This window comes from Pararhizobium sp. (assembly GCF_965279435.1).
GTDB lineage: Bacteria > Pseudomonadota > Alphaproteobacteria > Rhizobiales > Rhizobiaceae > Pararhizobium.
Genome location: NZ_CBDIHY010000003.1, coordinates 3,082,743 through 3,100,569 on the forward strand (window position 1 = coordinate 3,082,743; position 17,827 = coordinate 3,100,569).

The 17,827-nt window shown below is 60.0% G+C and carries 18 protein-coding genes and 3 tRNA genes; 16 read left to right on the forward strand and 5 right to left on the reverse strand.

Annotated features, from left to right (window positions below):
- Nucleotides 1-158 precede the first annotated feature (158 nt).
- Nucleotides 159-2,354, forward strand: a complete 2,196-nt coding sequence (locus ACQY8Q_RS20650) for an esterase-like activity of phytase family protein (RefSeq protein WP_428428274.1) — start codon at nucleotides 159-161, stop codon at nucleotides 2,352-2,354.
- An 88-nt stretch (nucleotides 2,355-2,442) separates the two neighbouring features.
- On the opposite strand, the gene ACQY8Q_RS20655 is transcribed toward ACQY8Q_RS20650, so the two are convergent.
- Nucleotides 2,443-2,913 (reverse strand): MarR family winged helix-turn-helix transcriptional regulator, encoded by a 471-nt coding sequence (locus ACQY8Q_RS20655; protein WP_428428275.1) that lies wholly within the window; start codon nucleotides 2,911-2,913, stop codon nucleotides 2,443-2,445.
- 197 nt (nucleotides 2,914-3,110) lie between these two features.
- Here ACQY8Q_RS20655 and ACQY8Q_RS20660 point away from each other — a divergent pair, with 197 nt between their 5' ends.
- The 4 genes from ACQY8Q_RS20660 (at nucleotide 3,111) to ACQY8Q_RS20675 (ending at nucleotide 8,919) form a co-directional block, all read left to right on the forward strand.
- Nucleotides 3,111-4,388 carry a metallophosphoesterase family protein gene (locus tag ACQY8Q_RS20660; RefSeq protein ID WP_428428276.1) on the forward strand — a complete coding sequence of 426 codons (1,278 nt, stop codon included), beginning with the start codon at nucleotides 3,111-3,113 and terminating at the stop codon, nucleotides 4,386-4,388.
- Nucleotides 4,388-7,861 (forward strand): AAA family ATPase, encoded by a 3,474-nt coding sequence (locus ACQY8Q_RS20665; protein ID WP_428428277.1) that lies wholly within the window; start codon nucleotides 4,388-4,390, stop codon nucleotides 7,859-7,861. The genes ACQY8Q_RS20660 and ACQY8Q_RS20665 overlap by 1 nt, the downstream gene beginning before the upstream one ends.
- Before the next feature lie 140 nt (nucleotides 7,862-8,001).
- Nucleotides 8,002-8,400 carry a (R)-mandelonitrile lyase gene (locus ACQY8Q_RS20670; RefSeq protein ID WP_428428278.1) on the forward strand — a complete coding sequence of 133 codons (399 nt, stop codon included), beginning with the start codon at nucleotides 8,002-8,004 and terminating at the stop codon, nucleotides 8,398-8,400.
- Nucleotides 8,401-8,544: 144 nt separating this feature from the next.
- Nucleotides 8,545-8,919 carry a CAP-Gly domain protein gene (locus tag ACQY8Q_RS20675; RefSeq protein ID WP_428428279.1) on the forward strand — a complete coding sequence of 125 codons (375 nt, stop codon included), beginning with the start codon at nucleotides 8,545-8,547 and terminating at the stop codon, nucleotides 8,917-8,919.
- A gap of 91 nt (nucleotides 8,920-9,010) precedes the next feature.
- On the opposite strand, the gene ACQY8Q_RS20680 is transcribed toward ACQY8Q_RS20675, so the two are convergent.
- Both ACQY8Q_RS20680 and ACQY8Q_RS20685 read right to left on the reverse strand, forming a co-directional pair.
- Complete coding sequence (locus ACQY8Q_RS20680; protein WP_428428280.1) at nucleotides 9,011-9,268, reverse strand: hypothetical protein; 258 nt, start codon at nucleotides 9,266-9,268, stop codon at nucleotides 9,011-9,013.
- 197 nt (nucleotides 9,269-9,465) lie between these two features.
- Nucleotides 9,466-9,541 (reverse strand) — tRNA-Val (locus ACQY8Q_RS20685).
- A gap of 76 nt (nucleotides 9,542-9,617) precedes the next feature.
- Between ACQY8Q_RS20685 and ACQY8Q_RS20690 the strand changes: the two genes are divergently transcribed.
- The 3 genes from ACQY8Q_RS20690 to ACQY8Q_RS20700 all read left to right on the forward strand — a co-directional run bounded on the left by ACQY8Q_RS20690 (nucleotide 9,618) and on the right by ACQY8Q_RS20700 (nucleotide 10,151).
- Nucleotides 9,618-9,851, forward strand: coding sequence for a hypothetical protein (locus tag ACQY8Q_RS20690; protein ID WP_428428281.1), 234 nt, complete (start codon nucleotides 9,618-9,620; stop codon nucleotides 9,849-9,851).
- A gap of 95 nt (nucleotides 9,852-9,946) precedes the next feature.
- A tRNA-Asp gene (locus ACQY8Q_RS20695) sits at nucleotides 9,947-10,023 on the forward strand.
- A gap of 51 nt (nucleotides 10,024-10,074) precedes the next feature.
- Nucleotides 10,075-10,151 (forward strand) — tRNA-Asp (locus ACQY8Q_RS20700).
- Nucleotides 10,152-10,272: 121 nt separating this feature from the next.
- Here the strand turns inward: ACQY8Q_RS20700 and ACQY8Q_RS20705 are convergent.
- Together ACQY8Q_RS20705 and ACQY8Q_RS20710 are read right to left on the reverse strand one after the other, a co-directional pair.
- A complete protein-coding gene (locus ACQY8Q_RS20705; protein ID WP_428428282.1) occupies nucleotides 10,273-10,620 on the reverse strand; it encodes a hypothetical protein in 348 nt (115 codons plus the stop codon).
- Nucleotides 10,621-10,722: 102 nt separating this feature from the next.
- Complete coding sequence (locus ACQY8Q_RS20710; protein ID WP_428428283.1) at nucleotides 10,723-10,986, reverse strand: DUF982 domain-containing protein; 264 nt, start codon at nucleotides 10,984-10,986, stop codon at nucleotides 10,723-10,725.
- A gap of 544 nt (nucleotides 10,987-11,530) precedes the next feature.
- Here ACQY8Q_RS20710 and ACQY8Q_RS20715 point away from each other — a divergent pair.
- The 8 genes from ACQY8Q_RS20715 to ACQY8Q_RS20750 are packed head-to-tail and all read left to right on the forward strand — an operon-like array spanning nucleotide 11,531 to nucleotide 17,750.
- Nucleotides 11,531-11,896, forward strand: a complete 366-nt coding sequence (locus ACQY8Q_RS20715) for an NADH-quinone oxidoreductase subunit A (RefSeq protein ID WP_113245918.1) — start codon at nucleotides 11,531-11,533, stop codon at nucleotides 11,894-11,896.
- On the forward strand, nucleotides 11,887-12,465 hold the full coding sequence (locus tag ACQY8Q_RS20720; protein ID WP_037107732.1) for a NuoB/complex I 20 kDa subunit family protein: 579 nt from the start codon (nucleotides 11,887-11,889) through the stop codon (nucleotides 12,463-12,465). Before ACQY8Q_RS20715 ends, ACQY8Q_RS20720 begins: the two co-directional genes overlap by 10 nt.
- Nucleotides 12,466-12,482: 17 nt before the next feature.
- Complete coding sequence (locus ACQY8Q_RS20725; protein WP_037107735.1) at nucleotides 12,483-13,085, forward strand: NADH-quinone oxidoreductase subunit C; 603 nt, start codon at nucleotides 12,483-12,485, stop codon at nucleotides 13,083-13,085.
- A 59-nt stretch (nucleotides 13,086-13,144) separates the two neighbouring features.
- Complete coding sequence (locus tag ACQY8Q_RS20730) at nucleotides 13,145-14,335, forward strand: NADH-quinone oxidoreductase subunit D (protein ID WP_428428284.1); 1,191 nt, start codon at nucleotides 13,145-13,147, stop codon at nucleotides 14,333-14,335.
- Nucleotides 14,335-14,598: a hypothetical protein gene (locus ACQY8Q_RS20735; RefSeq protein WP_428428285.1), complete on the forward strand. Its 264-nt coding sequence runs from the start codon at nucleotides 14,335-14,337 to the stop codon at nucleotides 14,596-14,598. Before ACQY8Q_RS20730 ends, ACQY8Q_RS20735 begins: the two co-directional genes overlap by 1 nt.
- A 15-nt stretch (nucleotides 14,599-14,613) precedes the next feature.
- Nucleotides 14,614-15,738 carry an NADH-quinone oxidoreductase subunit E gene (locus tag ACQY8Q_RS20740; RefSeq protein ID WP_428428286.1) on the forward strand — a complete coding sequence of 375 codons (1,125 nt, stop codon included), beginning with the start codon at nucleotides 14,614-14,616 and terminating at the stop codon, nucleotides 15,736-15,738.
- A gap of 12 nt (nucleotides 15,739-15,750) precedes the next feature.
- Nucleotides 15,751-17,055: an NADH-quinone oxidoreductase subunit NuoF gene (nuoF, locus tag ACQY8Q_RS20745; RefSeq protein WP_060641218.1), complete on the forward strand. Its 1,305-nt coding sequence runs from the start codon at nucleotides 15,751-15,753 to the stop codon at nucleotides 17,053-17,055.
- A gap of 5 nt (nucleotides 17,056-17,060) precedes the next feature.
- The gene (locus tag ACQY8Q_RS20750; protein WP_428428287.1) at nucleotides 17,061-17,750 is read left to right on the forward strand and encodes a hypothetical protein; all 690 of its coding nucleotides are present in this window, start codon (nucleotides 17,061-17,063) and stop codon (nucleotides 17,748-17,750) included.
- Nucleotides 17,751-17,827: the final 77 nt, after the last annotated feature.

Consider the following 17,827-nt stretch of genomic DNA (forward strand, 5'->3'; position numbering starts at 1 on the left):
TTGATTTGAGGCCCGGGTTTTTCCCCGGGCCTCTTTTCGTTTGGGGCGACTGCCTTTGCCTGCCACCTTGTTGTTGTCTAATATACATCCTCTGTCATGCGGGTGTTACACAGCGCGATCAAAACCCCTCCATATTCATTGCTCAGGAGGGACATCCCGTGAAGACATTTTCGCTCACCGCAGCACTTGCTGCCGTGCTTGCCGCCTCGACCGCATCGGCTGTCAGTGCAGAGCCGGTATTCAATCGTATTGCCTCGTTCGCCGTCGCCGACAATCTGCCGGCCGGTACGGATAAGAAGTCCGTTACCTCGGCTGAAATCATTGCCGCCAGCGAGGACGGCAACACGCTGGTCTATTCAGACAGCCCGAACAAGGCGATCGGCTTTATCGATATCACCGATGCCAAGGCCCCGAAGGCCGGCGGTTCCGTCGCGTTCGACGGTGAGCCGACCTCGGTGACGATCGCTGCCGGCAAGGCGCTTGTCGCGATCAACACGCGCGAAAGCTTCGTCAAGCCATCGGGCATCCTCGCACAGGTGGATATTGCCTCGAAGGCGATCGACACGACCTGCGACCTCGGCGGCCAGCCGGACTCGATCGCCCTCAACAAGGACAAGACGATTGCCGCGATCGCCATCGAAAACGAGCGCGACGAAGAGGTCAATGACGGCGCCATCCCGCAGATGCCGGCCGGCGATCTGGTGATTCTGTCGCTGAAGGACGGCGTCGTTGATTGCGGTTCGATCAAGCACGTCACCCTGACCGGCCTTGCCGATGTCGCCGGCGACGACCCGGAGCCGGAATTCGTCGCCTTCAATGGCCAGGACGAGATCGCGCTGACACTGCAGGAAAACAACTACATCGTCATCATCGACGGCAAGACCGGTACCGTGAAGAGCCATTTCTCCGCCGGCACTGTCAACCTTGAAGGCATCGACACCAAGAAGGACGGTGCACTGAAGTTCACCGGCGAGATGAAGGATGTCCCGCGCGAGCCGGACGCCGTGAAGTGGCTGGACGACAACCGTCTCGTCGTCGCCAATGAAGGCGACTGGAAGGGCGGCGCCCGCGGCTTCACTATCTTCGACAAGACCGGCAAGGTTCTCTACGAGAACGGTGCTGGCTTCGAGCGCGAGATCGCCAAGATCGGTCACTACCCGGACAAGCGCAACAAGAAGGGCGCCGAGCCGGAAGGCCTGGAAGCCGCCAAGTTCGGTGATGACAACCTGTTCTTCGTGCTTGCCGAGCGCGCATCCGTCGTCGGCGTCTACAAGGACACCGGCGCCGAGCCGGAGCTTCTCCAGCTTCTGCCGTCGGGCATCGGTCCTGAAGGCGCTGTCGCCATTGCGAGCCGCAACCTGTTCGTGACCGCCAACGAAACCGACCTCGTCGAAGATGGCGGCGCCCGCTCGCATGTCATGATCTATGAGCGTGCGGAAGGCGAAGCCGCCTATCCGCAGATCGTCTCCACCGAGAAGGACGGAGATCTGATCGGTTTCGGCGCGCTTTCCGGTCTTGCTGCGGTCAAGGACAAGCCGGGCATGCTCTATGCCGTCAATGACAGCTTCTATGCCTCGCAGCCGACGATCTTCACGATCGATGCGACCGCAAAGCCGGCGAAGATCGTCGATGCTCTGCGCATCACCCGCAACGGTGCAGCGGCCCAGAAGCTCGATAGCGAAGGCCTGACGCCGGACGGTGAGGGCGGCTTCTGGCTCGCCAATGAAGGTGACGCCGACAAGCTGGTGAGCCACGCGATCATTCACGTGAACAAGAAGGGCGAGATCGAGAAGGAAATCGCCATTCCCGCCGAGCTGCGTGCCCACGAAAAGCGCTTTGGCTTCGAAGGCATCACCAGCGTTGGCGAAGGCGATGACCAGGTTCTGTGGATGGCCATGCAGCGCGAATGGGGCGATGACGAGAAGGGCTTTGTGAAGCTCGTTTCCTACAAGCTTTCCTCGAAGGAATGGGGCGCCGTGCGTTATCCGCTCGAGAAGACCGAAGAAGGCTGGGTCGGCCTTTCCGAAATCACCGCGAACGGCGACTACGCCTACATCATCGAGCGTGACAACCTGATCGGCGATGCAGCCAAGCTGAAGAAGCTCTACCGTGTCGCGCTTGCCGACCTCAAGCCGGCCAAGCTTGGCGGTACCCTGCCGGTCGTGACGAAGGAAGAGGTTCGTGACCTCATTCCGGACCTGAAGAGCGCCACCAATGGTTACGTCGTCGACAAGGTCGAAGGCTTCACCGTCGATGCTGCCGGCAACGGCTATGTCGTCACCGACAATGATGGTGTCGACGGCTCCTCGGGCGAAACCCTGTTCTTCTCGATCGGTACGATGAACGCCATGTAAGGCCTTCAAGGATCGGAGAACGGAAAAGGCCGGAACATGATGTTCCGGCCTTTTTATTTGAACCTGCTGGGGTCGGCGAGAGATGCAGCTATTCAGCTGCAGTTTCGCTGTTTCCTTCCGCTTCCTTGCGTTTGCGGATTTCATCCGCCTTGGCGACGAGCCGGCTGACAATGTCGTGCATCTGGTCGAGCTGCTGATCGTCGAGTGCCGAGAAGATTTCCTCGATCAGCTGTTTTCGCGGATGCTCGGCGGCTTCGAGAACAACGCGTCCGACATCGGTAATCGAAACGATCTTGGCGCGGCGGTCTTCCGGATCGGGCTTGCGCACCACCAGCTTGTCGCGCTCCAGCCCGTCGATGGCTTCCGTCACCGTTCGCGGTGCAAAATTCAGTGCGCCGGCGATGTCGGTCGACCGGCAGGGACCAAGCTTGCTGAGGAAAAACAGGAACTTGCTGCGTGCCAACGACACACCTTCCTCCGTCATCGATTCGTTGATGAGGCGGTGGACGCGATGGTAAAGCTCAAAGAGCTTGTCGGAGACTTCAAATGTGGATTTCATGATGTTTCATATGGATATTATGAGGGGCCATGTCAAATGACGGTATTGTTAGTGTTATAGTCAAGTCTAATTCCGGCCCCTTGCGCCAAGGTCCCGCATCTCCCCAATAATGTTGCAACGATGAAAGCGCTGAATAGACATTGGAGTGAGCCTTCGGCGGCATTGACGCGGGGCCGGACGTCGGGCCATGGTCGGTTATGCCCTTTCGTTTCGTCCATACCGCCGACCTTCATCTCGATTCACCCTTGCGTAGTCTTGCACTGAAAAATCCGGAACTCGCCGAGCTGGTGCGCGGCGCGACCCGGACCGCGCTCGCAAGGATCGTTGACCTGTGCCTCGCGGAGAGTGTCGATGCCCTGCTGATCGCGGGCGACCTCTATGATGGCTCCCAGACCTCGATGAACACGGCGCTCTATCTGTCGAGCGAATTACGCCGGTTGGAAGCGGCTGGGATTGCGGTGTTTCTGATCCGTGGCAATCATGATTCGCAGTCGGCAATGACGCGCGAGTTGACGTTCCCGGCCAATGTGCATGTGTTCGCCGGGCGGGCGAAGCCGGTGCTTGCCAAGTCTCTCGGCGATGGACGGGAGGTCCATATCCACGGCATCAGCTTTGCCAATCCGCACGCGCCCGACAGCCTTCTGCCGTCCTTTTATCCACCGGTCGCCGATGCCGTCAATATCGGCATGCTGCATACCAGCCTTGCCGGTACGCCGGGCCATGATCCCTATGCGCCGACCAGCGTCGCCGAGCTTGCGCGGCACGGTTTCGACTATTGGGCGCTCGGCCATGTCCATATGCGGCAGGTTCATTCGGAGGCGCCACTGATCGTCATGCCGGGCATGCCGCAGGGCCGCGATATCAACGAGGCAGGGCCAAAGACGGTAACACTGGTCACCGTCGGCGATGATGGTGTGCTGGGATACCGGGAGCATCAGATCGGGCAGGCGGTGTTTGAGCGCGTTGCTATCGATCTCAGTGGTGCACAGGACTGGCGCCAGATGCTGGAGAGGGTGGGAGAAACTCTGGCATCGCTGCGACATCAGGCGGGCGCCGACCATCTCATCCTCAGAATTTCACTGACCGGCACGACGCCGCTCGCGTGGAAACTTCGCCGCGATCCCGATTTCCTGCTGGCCGAAATCACCAATCTTGCCGCAGGCCTCAACGGGTGCTGGGTCGAGAAGATCGATATCGATTGCCGGGGCATGGACGCGGGCACAGCCTTGAGCGGCCCAGACCCTGTGGAGGAACTGGCCAGCTTAATTCGCACCGATGTTTTGGCGTCGCACGCCTTTCGCCAGGAAGCGGGGGCGGTGATCGACGAGCTGTTGGCGCAGCTGCCGCGCGAATTGCGCGAAAGCCTGGCCAGCGATGAACAGGCGGCCGGGCGTTTGGCCGAGACGATGGCGCTTGCCGGCAGCGATGACGTGCTTGCCTATCTGCACGGCGGTGATGCGGGGGCTGATCACTGATGCGTCTTAACCGTCTCGATCTGCTTCGCTATGGAAAATTCACCGGCCGCAGTCTGGATTTTGGCGAGGCGCGCCCCGGAAAGGCAGATTTCCACCTTGTTTACGGCCCGAACGAAGCCGGAAAATCGACGCTGTTTGCAGCATTCCTCGATCTGCTGTTCGGCATCGAGCGGCTGAGCGGCTATGGCTTCCTGCATCCCTATGCGACGATGCGGGTCGGCGGTGTCATCGAGACCGGCGGCAGGGTGCATTCTGTCTCGCGGGTGAAGCGCAATCAGAACTCGCTGCTGGGGCCTGATGACCAGCCGCTGCCGGACAACCTGTTTTCGGCAGCGCTCGGGTCGATCGACCGGGCGACCTATCAAATGATGTTCTCGCTCGACGATGACAGTATCGAAAAGGGGGGCGAAAGCATCCTGAAAAGCGAGGGCGAGCTTGGTGCCCTGCTGTTTTCGGCAAGCTCTGGGCTGCCCGACAGTAGCGCCATCTTGTCTGGCCTGAAGGCGCAGGCAGACGCTTTCTACAAGCCGCAGGGCCGCAAGCATAAGCTGGCGGAGCTGAAGGCCGAACTCGAGGCGCTGAAGGACGAAAAGTCCGCCATCGATATCAATGCTCGTGAATTCGCCGGTCTGCGCAAGGTGCGTGACGCGGCTGCCGAGCGGCATGAGCTTGCCGTCAAGGCGCGGGCCGAACTGCGCGTTTCTCTCGATCATGCTCGCGACCGCATCGAGGGGCTGCCGCTTCTGGCGCGGTTGCGCGGCTTGCGCTCAGACCTTGCTGGTTTCGCCGACCTGCCGGAACCACCGGCCGCCTGGCATGTCCTTCTGCCGCAATTGCAGCGCGACGAAACCGAGATCGATGCCCGTCTCGCGCAGCTGGACGGCGACATCGACCGGAGAACCACCGAAATCGCCGCCATCGAGCGGGATGCCGCCGTGTTGGCGCTTGCCGGTGATATCCGAGATCTGGAAGGTTCCGGATTGGAAGCCCGTCACCGCACGGCTGCCAGCGACATGCCGAATCGCCTCGACGAGCGTGCTAAGATCATCGCTGATATTGCTGTCCGTGTTGGCCGGCTGGACCGGGCGGATATGCCTGACGCCGCTGCGCTGATTCTGCCGGCCGCCGTCACCGGCAGGCTGCAGGATCTCGCCCAGAAAAACGCCGCGCTGAGCGAGCGACTGGATGCTGCCCTGCGGGAAAAGGGGCTTGCCGAAGCGGAAAACGCGGAGGCTCTCCGGGTACAGGCGTCACTCGCTTCTGAAAGTTCTTCGTGTGGCGGGGATCCGGCGCTTATGGCCGATGTACTGCGAACGCTGCGTCAAAATGATTGCCTGCTGCGGCAACAAACGGCAAACCGCCAGATCGCAGCACTGGACGACACTCTGACCGACAAGCTTGCAACGCTGTCGCCAGCGCAACTCGATGCGGACAGTCTAGCAGCCGTTTCCATTCCTGACGAAACCGAAATCGCCGAATGGACGGCACGGCGTACAGCGTTGACGGAACAGCTGAAGCGGCTCGATGACCGGATCGCCGAAGAGAAGGCGCTGACGGCTGCGGATGAGGCCAAGCTTCAGGAGTTGACGCGGACAGGCGGCTTTGCCGCCGACGATGCGGCTTTGACGCTGCGCCAGGAGCGCGACCGTGCCTGGCAGGTGCATGCGGAACAGCTGGACGGTGATAGCGCCCGCGTTTTCGAAACGGTGCTCCAGAAGGACGACGAGGCGGCCGCGCTGAGGTTGGCGCGATCGCAGGACCTTGCGCAGGCACGCGGGCTCTCGCTGTCTCTCGCCGAACGTAACGGCAAGCTTGCCGCATTCCGCCAGCAGCATGCAGCAACGCATGCGGCGATTACAGCACTTCGGTCGGAGATTTCGACGTCAGCCATCGGCTGTGGATTGCCCGAGGATACCAAGCTCAACCAGCTGGTGGCGTGGCTTGGGCGACGGTTGGCAGTTCTGGAGGTGCGCAACCAGCTACGTGTCGCGCGCCAGGACGCTCGGCTGGCCGCAGCGGATGAAACCAAGGCCATGGAGCGTCTGACGCAGGCGCTGCAGGATAGCGGCGTTGCCAAGGGCATGCCGGCACGGCTGGAAGATGCCATCGCTTTTGCCGAGCGCATCATCAACGATTTGCAGGCGGCCCACCGGGCGCATGTCACAGCTGCGGAAGCCGTGGACCGGGCAGAGACCGTTCTGCGCACACGGACGGCCGCATGGGCGTCGGCCGACGCTGACATGACAGAGTGGACCGCGCGCTGGCAGGAGACTATCGCGGCTACGTGGCTGGCTGAGGCAACGACGCCTCTGTCACCGCAGGAGATCGCCCCCGTTCTAACCATCCTTCAGGATCTGGATAAGCTGATTCAGCGCAAGGCGGATCTCGATCATCGAATCGATGGCATGCGCAAGGATCAACTGGCCTTCGCGGCCACCGTCCGGACGCTTGCTGAAAAGCTAACCATCGCAGCGTCCGACGAGCCCCTCGTTCCTATTCAGACGATTCGCGACCGATTGGCTGGTGCCGAACGGCAGGAAGCGCTGTTCCGGCGCCTGTCTGACGAGAATGATGCACGCACAGTCGAACGGCATACCTTGGGCGAATCGCGCGAACGCCACGATGCGCAGAAGCGCGGCATGCTTGATCTGTTTGAGAGCGGCTCGCTGGTGGAGGTTGGAGCCCATCTGGAAACGGTCAAGGCGAGGCAGCGCTTGCGCGAACGGATTGCCGAGGCGGAGACCGATCTGGCCGCCCGGCTCGGCGTCGGCCGAGCCGACGAGGCGGAAATGCTGTTGAGCGCCGTCGATGCGGACGGGCTGCGCCTGGAAATGGCGGCGCTGCAGGCCCGGCTTGAGCAAGCCGAGCGGGACGGGGCCGAATTGCATGCCGAGCGCCGCGATGCCGAAAAGGCGCTGGCTGCCATCGGTGGCGGCGATGCAGCCGCCCATATCGAGGAAAAACGCCGCACGGTGCTGGCGGAGATCGAGGAGCGGGCGACCGTCTATCTGCGGCTGCGCATGGGCATTCTGGCCGGTGAAACGGCGCTCAGGCTCTATCGCGAGCGTCACCGCAGCGCCATGATGCGCCGGGCTTCAACGGCCTTCAGCGTCATTAGCGGCGGCGACTACGAGGGGTTGACGACTCAGGCCGAGAAGGGCGACGAATTCCTGATCGCCAATGCTGCCGGCGGCGGATCGAAACTGGCACGCGACCTGTCCAAGGGGACCCGCTTCCAGCTCTATCTGGCGCTGCGCATGGCCGGGTATCACGAGATCGCCGCAACGCGCGAATCGCTTCCCTTCATCGCCGACGACATCATGGAAACTTTCGATGATGGACGCGCCGAGCATGCTTTTTCGCTGATGGCCGATATGGCCGGGGTCGGGCAGGTGATCTATCTCACCCATCACCAGCATCTCTGCGACATTGCCCACAAGGCTTGCCCGGACGTAACGATCCATACGCTGTGACGGCAGCGATGCCTGTGCCTATAATCCAGTCTGTGAAGCTGGCACGGAGATGTCGAGGAGACATCGGGCCGGAACGCGCTATGTTCCGCCATGAATTACGACCGCTGTATTGGCGGCAAACACCAAGGGAGCCCATTGCCATGGAAATCAAAGCCTGTGGATCACGTCCGTCGGTTCGTCCACCGGCAGAGTATTTTACCGGTAGCGTGCGGCAGGACCCGATACATGACGCGCCGGAACCGGCGCGGATCCGCTGCGTGTCCGTCACCTTCGAGCCGGGCGCCCGCACCGCCTGGCACACTCATCCGCTTGGCCAGACACTGATCGTCACCGCCGGTAGCGGCTTGGCACAGGCCTGGGGCGAACCGGTACGCGACATTAGGGCAGGGGATACCGTTTGGTTCCCGCCGGGTGAAAAACACTGGCACGGCGCCACGGCCACGACCGGCATGACCCATATCGCCATCCAGGAGGCGCTTGACGGCAAGGCGGTCGACTGGATGGAACTGGTCAGCGACGAACAATATCAGGTAAAATAAGCATCCCGCAGGCGCCGCATGAAGACGGGCCAATGATTCTTGCCGTTTGCGCGTTGCAATAGGCGGGCGAACACCGATATCTGAAGGCGAAGGTTTACGTCTCGGGAGCATGTGCCCACAGACTGCCGCTTAAGGGGTTTACCGATGAACAATTTTCATGTTGGACAAAAGGTCGTCTGTATCGACGATAAGTTCAAGAACGTCTCGATCGATCAGGGCATTCGCAAGGGGCAGATCTACACGATCCGCTGGGTCGGCCCCTACAGCCATTACATTGATGGCGAATTCATCGGTGTGAAGCTGGCGGAAATCGACAGGGGCAATGATGACGGCCCGGAAGGGTATGGCGCAGCCGATATGCCCTTTCGTGCAACGCGCTTCCGCCCACTGCTGAAAGACCGGCTGTCTGCACTGAAAAACCTGCTGGCGCCGACGCCGAAGGGTGAAACCCCTTACTCGCCAGACGCCCCGGAAGAGCCCAAGCGCAAGGCGCCGGTCCGGAAGAAGGAAGAGGTCTAACTGACGACAGCGCCGCGCGTCATGAAGGATGCGCGGCGCTGTTATTCTTCTGATTCTCCGGCACAAAACCCCTCCGCTAACGCGGGCCAGGTCAGTTCGGATCGATGATCTGATGCCTGCGCACCAGCCGCAGGGAACGGTCAGGCTCGATGATATAGGTTTCCTCGGCACGTTTGCCGTATTGGTCATTCAACTGGTGATGAACGACACTGCCGACGGGAGCCTTGGTCAGCTTGGTCTTCGGTTGGCCACCGTAGGTAATGCTGCCGGGGATAGGGCTTATTTCCGGCATTGCGCTACAGGCAGCAAGACCTGCGGCAAGCATTGCTGCCAGAATCGTTTTTTTCATGTGACATTTCCCCTTCACCGCCCGATCGCCAGTCCTGGCTCTCTGTTCTATCGAGCTGGATCGGCTGGCTTTTTCGCTCGCAGACAAATGGCAACGCCTCGGCCATATGACAAGAGCCATCAATGCTGCTGTTTAAGAAAGCGCGCAAAAACGCTGAAGACAGCGTTGAGAAGGAAATTTTAGGAGAGAAAAAGGAATGGTGGGCGATGACGGACTCGAACCGCCGACATCCTCGGTGTAAACGAGGCGCTCTACCAACTGAGCTAATCGCCCGTCGCGAAGCAGAAGCAATGTCTGCCGCGTCGGTGGCCGTGATCTATGCGTATCGGCAGAAAACCGCAAGAGCCGATTGGAAGATTTTTTCGATTTTTTTGCAAAGTCCCACGAACGCTGGCTGTCGCCTGATAAATCGGATGTGGAAAACCGGCAGGGTCGTGACGGACGGGAAAGGGGAGGGCTGAGCAGGCAAATTATGCTGCAGGGGGAAGTGCTTCCCCGGCATGCCCGGAATTTTGCGGGTGCTTTTTCATGCCTGTGGAAACAATTCGATGGCTGTCACGGTTTTGTCTCCAAACCTGCTTGACACCCAAAGACGAACCTCGTAGTTAGCCGCTCATCGAAACGGCCTAGCCGCTTCGAGCGGATGCAAAAGCATCTGGACGACTTGAAATGAAATGCGCGGGTGTAGCTCAGTTGGTTAGAGTGCCGGCCTGTCACGCCGGAGGTCGCGGGTTCGAGCCCCGTCACTCGCGCCATTTCAAGAATAGCAGTTTCTGCTTATGTCCGGATACTTTGTACTATAATGCGCGGGTGTAGCTCAGTTGGTTAGAGTGCCGGCCTGTCACGCCGGAGGTCGCGGGTTCGAGCCCCGTCACTCGCGCCATTTTCCGCTAAGATTTCAAATGCAAGTGTGATTTGAAAGCCGACGGGACCTCTGGTCCCGGTCGGTTCTTGCCGTCTGCGCTACGCGGCGCGACGATCAGGAGTTCTGAGGTTTGATGCCGTCAGGCATGCAGGATTCTCTCGATCAGATATCCCGAACTGCCGGTCTCATCGCGCAGTTCGCATATGCCGGCTTCCTCCATCTGATTGCAGACGAAACGCACTGTTGTGGCATCCAGTCCGAAGCTGAAAGAAAGCATGTCATGCAGGTCAGTGGCTGTCAGCGGTCTGGCTTCGCCGCAGCGCTCTCCCTCGCACAGCAGGCTGATCCGCACGGTATGCGGCATGCATGTGCCGGCTTGCCCGGCGCGCCATCTGTCGTCTTCGAGGATATCCGGCGTATGCCGTCGTGCTGCTGGTGGCCTCATCCCCGCAAAGAGGGGATAGCGATGATGCGCAATCTTTTTCACGGTATACAGACCTTCCTCTGTTCCGTTGCGGCAATTGCTGAAAGATCTTTGTCCGTGGTGGCCGATAGCGGCCGCTCGCGTTGTATATTGCCGGCGAGGGCGTCAGATGCTGATGGAGCGTGGCTTCACATAGATGTGCGCTTCGATCGCCGCTGCGATCAGATCCTGCCGGACAAGTTCGGGAGGTTGTTTTCCGCGAAACGAATCGAGGCAGGTGATGACCGCCAGCTTGTAGCTCGGGCCGCGTTTCTTCGGCCAGTTGTTGAGGAGCAGGTCGGCCGCCTCCCGCGAACTGGACACGCTGATCACGTCTTGGCGGTCGTTCAGTTCGAGTAAAACACTCTCATGCCAGAGGATATCATCCATGACCTCTCCCTCAATTAGAAATACATTACCTAGGTAAGCTTGTGCGAGGATTGTGCTTGTCATCCTGGGTTGCAAAGCGCGCCGTAAACAGCTCTTGGTGTTGCGCTGCCACCTTCGATTTTCGGGCAGAAGCGGCCTGGGTTTGTCGTCACCCATGCAAAAGCCGGATAGGGGCCATGCACTGTGGTTGCAGCTCCACTTCGCGCGCCGAGTGCGCCTTCGTGCCAGCTCTTCGGGGTTTTTGCGTTTCGATTTCAATCGATTTTAGCAAGCGCGACCTTATGTCCCCGGCGTTGCCGCCCAATGCCTTGGTGGTCTGTCTGGCATGGGCCAGCGGGGATTCCACGGTATTTGCGCCTGCCCATCGGAGATGCTAACTTTTGGCGGGTCTTCATTCCCGCGACACAAGGGGGTGAAAACCGTTCTGAAGGCTTGCACAGCGGCGCTGGCTGCGCTAACCACTTTGGCGTTGCAACATATTTTTCGGCCTGTGAGCCTTTGTTTTGCGCTTCTCCAGCGCGCCTCGCAGGCAGGGACGGATACAATGACAGACCTTCTCGGCTCCTACATTCCGATCGCGATTTTCATCGGTATATCGCTGGTTATCGGGCTGGCGCTGCTGATCGCGCCGTTCGCCGTCGCCCACAAGGCGCCTGACGACGAAAAGCTTTCGGCCTATGAGTGCGGCTTCAACGCATTCGACGACGCCCGCATGAAATTCGACATCCGATTCTACCTCGTGTCGATTCTCTTCATCATCTTCGACCTCGAAGTAGCGTTCCTCTTTCCCTGGGCAGTCTCGTTCAAGGATATGGGCTGGTTCGGCTTCTTCTCGATGATGTCGTTCCTCGGTGTTCTGACCATCGGCTTTATTTATGAATGGAAGAAGGGAGCGCTGGAATGGAACTGACATCCAGCACGACGCTCGTTGCGCCTAAGCCGAAGGGGATCGTCGATCCCTCGACCGGCCAGTTGATCGGCAGCAATGACAAGTATTTCGGCGAGATCAACAATGAGCTCGCCGACAAGGGTTTTCTGGTTACCTCGACCGACGAGCTGATCAACTGGGCCCGTACCGGTTCGCTGATGTGGATGACCTTTGGTCTGGCCTGCTGCGCCGTCGAAATGATGCAGATGTCGATGCCGCGTTACGACGCTGAGCGTTTCGGCTTTGCGCCGCGCGCTTCACCGCGCCAGTCCGACGTGATGATCGTCGCCGGCACGCTGACCAACAAGATGGCTCCGGCTCTGCGCAAGGTCTATGACCAGATGCCTGAGCCGCGCTACGTCATCTCGATGGGCTCCTGCGCCAATGGCGGCGGTTACTATCACTATTCCTATTCGGTGGTGCGCGGCTGTGACCGCGTCGTTCCAGTCGATATCTATGTGCCGGGCTGTCCTCCCACGGCAGAAGCGCTCCTATACGGTGTGCTCCTGCTGCAGAAGAAGATCCGCCGCACAGGCACGATCGAACGGTAAGGGCAGGGGACCTGAACATGAGTGAAGCCCTGAACGGACTTGCCACCTATATCCGCGAGACACGCGGTGCGTTGATTTCGGATGCCGTCATCAGCTATGGCGAACTGACGCTGACGTCCACAGCCGACAATCTGATCGCGCTCCTGACATTCCTACGCGATGACGCCCGCTGCGGCTTCATCAACTTTACGGATATTTGCGGTGTCGACTGGCCGCAGCGTCCTGACCGGTTCGATGTCGTCTATCATATGCTGTCGCCGAAGCAGAACCTGCGCATCCGTGTGAAGGTCGCGACTGGCGAAGATCAGCCGGTGCCGTCGGCGTGTGCCGTCTATCCGGGCGCCGACTGGTTCGAGCGGGAAGCCTACGACATGTACGGCATCCTCTTCACAGGTCATCCGGACCTGCGCCGCATCCTCACAGACTACGGTTTCGAGGGCTACCCGCTGCGCAAGGACTTCCCGACGACCGGTTTCGTCGAGGTTCGCTACAATGATGAAGTCAAGCGCGTCGTCTATGAGCCCGTCGAACTGAAGCAGGAATTCCGAAACTTCGACTTCATGTCGCCCTGGGAAGGAACGGACTACGTTCTGCCTGGCGACGAGAAGGCAAAGCAGTAAGAACAAGGAAGGCCGGCACCGACGCTATCGCGAAGGTGTTTCGGCTCGGAGCAAGCGGCATGAACGAACATAACGTCCGGAATTTTAACATCAATTTCGGCCCGCAGCATCCGGCGGCGCACGGCGTTTTGCGTCTCGTGCTGGAACTGGACGGCGAGATTGTCGAGCGCGTCGATCCGCATATCGGCCTTTTGCATCGCGGCACTGAAAAGCTGATCGAGACCAAGACCTATCTGCAGGCCGTGCCCTATTTCGATCGGCTCGACTATGTCGCACCGATGAATCAGGAGCATGCCTATGCGCTGGCCGTCGAAAAGCTGACCGCGACGGAAGTGCCGATCCGCGGCCAGTTAATCCGCGTTCTCTATTCGGAAATCGGCCGTATCCTGTCGCATCTCCTGAACGTCACGACGCAGGCCATGGACGTTGGTGCGCTGACGCCGCCGCTCTGGGGCTTTGAAGAGCGCGAAAAGCTGATGGTGTTTTACGAGCGGGCCTGTGGCGCGCGCATGCACTCTGCCTATTTCCGTCCGGGCGGCGTCCATCAGGACCTGCCGCACGAACTGGTCGAAGACATCGGCAAGTGGATCGAGCCGTTCCTGAAAACCGTCGATGATATCGACGAACTTTTGACCGGCAACCGCATCTTCAAACAGCGCAATGTCGATATCGGCGTCGTGACGCTGGACGATGCCTGGGCCTGGGGCTTTTCCGGCGTCATGGTGCGCGGTTCGGGTGCCCCATGGGATCTGCGCAAGTCGCAGCCTTACGAATGCTATGCCGACATGGAGTTCGACATTCCGATCGGCAAGAACGGCGACTGCTTCGACCGTTACCTGATCCGCATGATCGAAATGCGCGAATCCGCCAAGATCATGCGCCAGTGCGTCAATCGTCTGCTGGGCGACGCCAAAATTGGCCCGGTCTCCTCGCTTGACGGCAAGATCGTGCCGCCGAAGCGTGGCGAGATGAAGCGTTCGATGGAAGCGCTGATCCACCATTTCAAGCTCTACACCGAAGGCTACCATGTGCCTGCGGGCGAGGTTTACGCGGCTGTCGAAGCGCCGAAGGGCGAATTTGGCGTCTATCTGATCTCCGACGGCACTAACAAGCCGTATCGCTGTAAGATCCGCGCGCCGGGTTACGCCCATCTTCAGGCCATGGATTATATCTGTCGCGGCCACCAACTGGCGGACGTTTCCGCCATTCTCGGCTCGCTCGATATCGTGTTCGGCGAGGTTGATCGTTGATGCGCAGAATGGCCCTGACAATTTTGGCCTCGATGCTTGCTGCGGCCCCTGCCTTTGCGCAGGAAACCGCGCCGAAGTCCGGCGACCCTGCGATCAGCAGTTCGTCGGGCAGCGGCATGGGCAGGCTTCTGAGCCAGGGTTACGAGATCAGGGCCGCAGTGCCGAACGGCACGCGCTACATCGTATTTTTGCAAAAAGACCAGTCAGCCTATGCCTGCGAATTCGTCACCCTGACGACATCGCGGTGCGGTTCGATTAACTGATAAGGTGCGGGAAGAATGTCCGTTCGTCGACTAGCCGAAGAAAACGTCCAGCCAGCGGCCTTTGCGTTTAGCAAGGACAATGCCGTCTGGGCCAAGGCCACGATCAAGAAATATCCGAAGGGCCGCGAGCAATCTGCGGTCATTCCGCTGTTGATGCGGGCGCAGGAGCAGGATGGTTGGGTCACCAAGGCAGCGATCGAAAGCATCGCCGACATGCTGACCATGCCGTATATCCGCGCCCTTGAGGTCGCTACCTTCTACACGCAGTTCCAGCTGAAGCCGGTTGGCACGCGTGCCCATGTTCAGGTCTGCGGCACGACGCCGTGCATGTTGCGCGGTTCGGAAGAGCTGATCAACCTTTGCAAGAAGCGCATTCATCCCAATCCGCTGACGCCGAACGAAGCCGGCACGCTGTCCTGGGAAGAAGTCGAATGTCAGGGGACCTGCGTCAACGCACCGATGGTGATGATCTTCAAGGATACCTATGAAGACCTGACGGTTCCGCAGCTGGAATACATCATCGACCGTTTCGATGCAGGCAAGGGCGCCGACGTCAAGCCAGGCCCGCAGATCGACCGGATCTTCTCGGCTCCGGTTGGCGGTCTGAGCACATTGCTGACACCGGAAAAAAAGCCGGCAGCACCACGCGCCAAGAAGGTCAGCGACGAGACTGCCGTCAACGTACAGCCGTCGAATGCCGGACGTGCGAAGACCGATGCTCCGGAAGCCGATCCGGCCTTGAAGACACCGGTGACGGCAAAGTCCGAATCCGCCGCCAACGACAAGGTCTCCGGCGAAACCAAGGCTGAAGGTGGCGCACCCGCCAAGCCTGCCGCCGCTACGGCAAAGCCATCGCTCGAGGACAAGAACCGTCCCGCCGGCGTTGCCAAGCCGGATGCTCCGGACGACCTGAAGCTGATCTCCGGCGTTGGCCCGAAGATTGAAGGCACCCTGCACGAACTCGGCATCTTCACGTTTGCGCAGGTCGCGGGATGGAAGCTGGTCGAGCGCGAATGGGTGGACGGCTATCTGAATTTCAAGGGCCGCATCGAACGTGACGACTGGGTCAAGCAGGCTGAGGCGCTGGCCAAGGGCGGCGAAGCCGAATACATCAAAGTTTTCGGCAAGAAGCCGCGATAAGTTAGGTGAACCATGCTCGACGATAAAGATCGAATTTTTACCAATATCTACGGCATCCATGACAAGTCGCTTAAGGGCGCGATGGGCCGTGGCCACTGGGATGGCACCAAGCAGATCCTGGAAAAGGGCCGTGACTGGATCATCAACGAGATGAAGGCTTCGGGCCTTCGTGGCCGTGGTGGCGCTGGCTTCCCGACCGGTCTCAAGTGGTCCTTCATGCCGAAGGAAAGCGACGGCCGCCCGCATTATCTCGTCGTCAACGCCGACGAATCCGAGCCCGGTACCTGCAAGGACCGCGACATCATGCGTCACGATCCGCATACGCTGATCGAAGGCTGCGTGATCGCGAGCTTCGCCATGGGCGCGCATGTTGCCTATATCTATGTGCGCGGCGAATATATCCGCGAGCGCGAAGCGCTGCAGGCGGCGATCGACGAGTGCTATGACGCCGGTCTTCTGGGCATCAACAACAAGCTCGGCTGGGACATGGACATCTACGTCCATCACGGCGCCGGCGCCTACATCTGCGGCGAAGAAACAGCACTTCTGGAAAGCCTCGAAGGCAAGAAGGGCCAGCCGCGCCTCAAGCCGCCATTCCCGGCCAACATGGGTCTCTATGGCTGCCCGACGACGGTCAACAACGTCGAATCGATCGCCGTTGCTCCGACCATCCTGCGCCGTGGCGCTTCCTGGTTCTCGGCTATCGGCCGTCCGAACAATGTCGGCACCAAGCTGTTCATGGTGTCCGGCCACGTCAACAAGCCTTGCACATTTGAAGATGCGATGGGCACACCGTTCCGCGAAATGATCGAGCGCCATTGCGGCGGTATCCGTGGTGGCTGGGACAATCTTCTGGCCGTCATCCCGGGTGGCTCGTCCTGTCCGGTGGTCAAGGCTGAAGACATCATCGATGCGCCGATGGATTTCGACGGCATGCGTGACGTCAAGTCGTCGTTTGGCACCGCTGCCATCATCGTCATGGATCGCTCCACAGACATCATCAAGGCCATCTGGCGCCTCGCTGCCTTCTACAAGCACGAGAGCTGCGGCCAGTGCACGCCGTGCCGTGAAGGCACCGGCTGGATGATGCGCGTGATGGAACGCATGGTTCAGGGCCGCGCCCAGAAGCGTGAAATCGACATGCTGTTCGACGTTACCAAGCAGGTCGAAGGTCACACCATCTGCGCGCTCGGCGACGCGGCTGCATGGCCGATCCAGGGTCTGATCCGCAATTTCCGTCCCGAGATGGAAGCGCGCATCGACGAATACACCCGCAATTCATCGTCGCATGGCGCGGTGCTGGCTGCGGCGGAGTAACCAATATGGCCAAGCCGGGAAACGAAACGGGGAAGGGGACGCAGGCAGGACCTGCCAACCCCTCGACCGAGTCCCCGGCCGGCAACGATCCGTTCGGCATGGCCGAATGGTTGAAGGACATGCCGAAGGTGCCGCTGCATCCGCTGATGCAGCACCCGGCGGCAGCAATGGCAGCGGTCACGGCGATCGGTTTTGGAATGACCAGCCAGATCGCCGGTTTTATGCTCGGCGCGATGCAGGGACTGGCCGAAACGGCGCAGAAGACCGGCGTTGTGGCGGATGAAAAGCATGTGATGGTTAAGGCGGCTGAACCTTTGGAAACACCGGCTGCAGCGGCAAACGCTGCGCCGGTAGTGAAGGCGAAGGCGCCCGGTAAGGCCCCAAGCAAGGCTCGGCCGGTAAAGGCCAAGCTGGCGGCTGTCGAGCCGGTTGCGGTTGTTCCGGCCAAGGCTGAAAAGCCGAAGCGGCAGAAGGCCGCCCGCGTTGTCGAAACGCAGGTGGATGATCTGAAGCGGATTTCCGGCATCGGACCGAAGCTGGAGCAGGTTTTGAATGGAATGGGCGTGCGGCGTTATGCCGATGTCGCTTTGTGGAGCGATAAGGACGTGCAGCGTTTTGACGACCAGCTGGGTTTTGCCGGTCGTATTACGCGGGACGGCTGGGTCGCGCAGGCAAAGGCCCTGATGACGGGCTGAGATTGAATTTCGGGCGGGACCGGTGGTTTTGGCTCAAAGATTGGCGTGCCTAATAATATCTGTTCGCTGCTGACGCT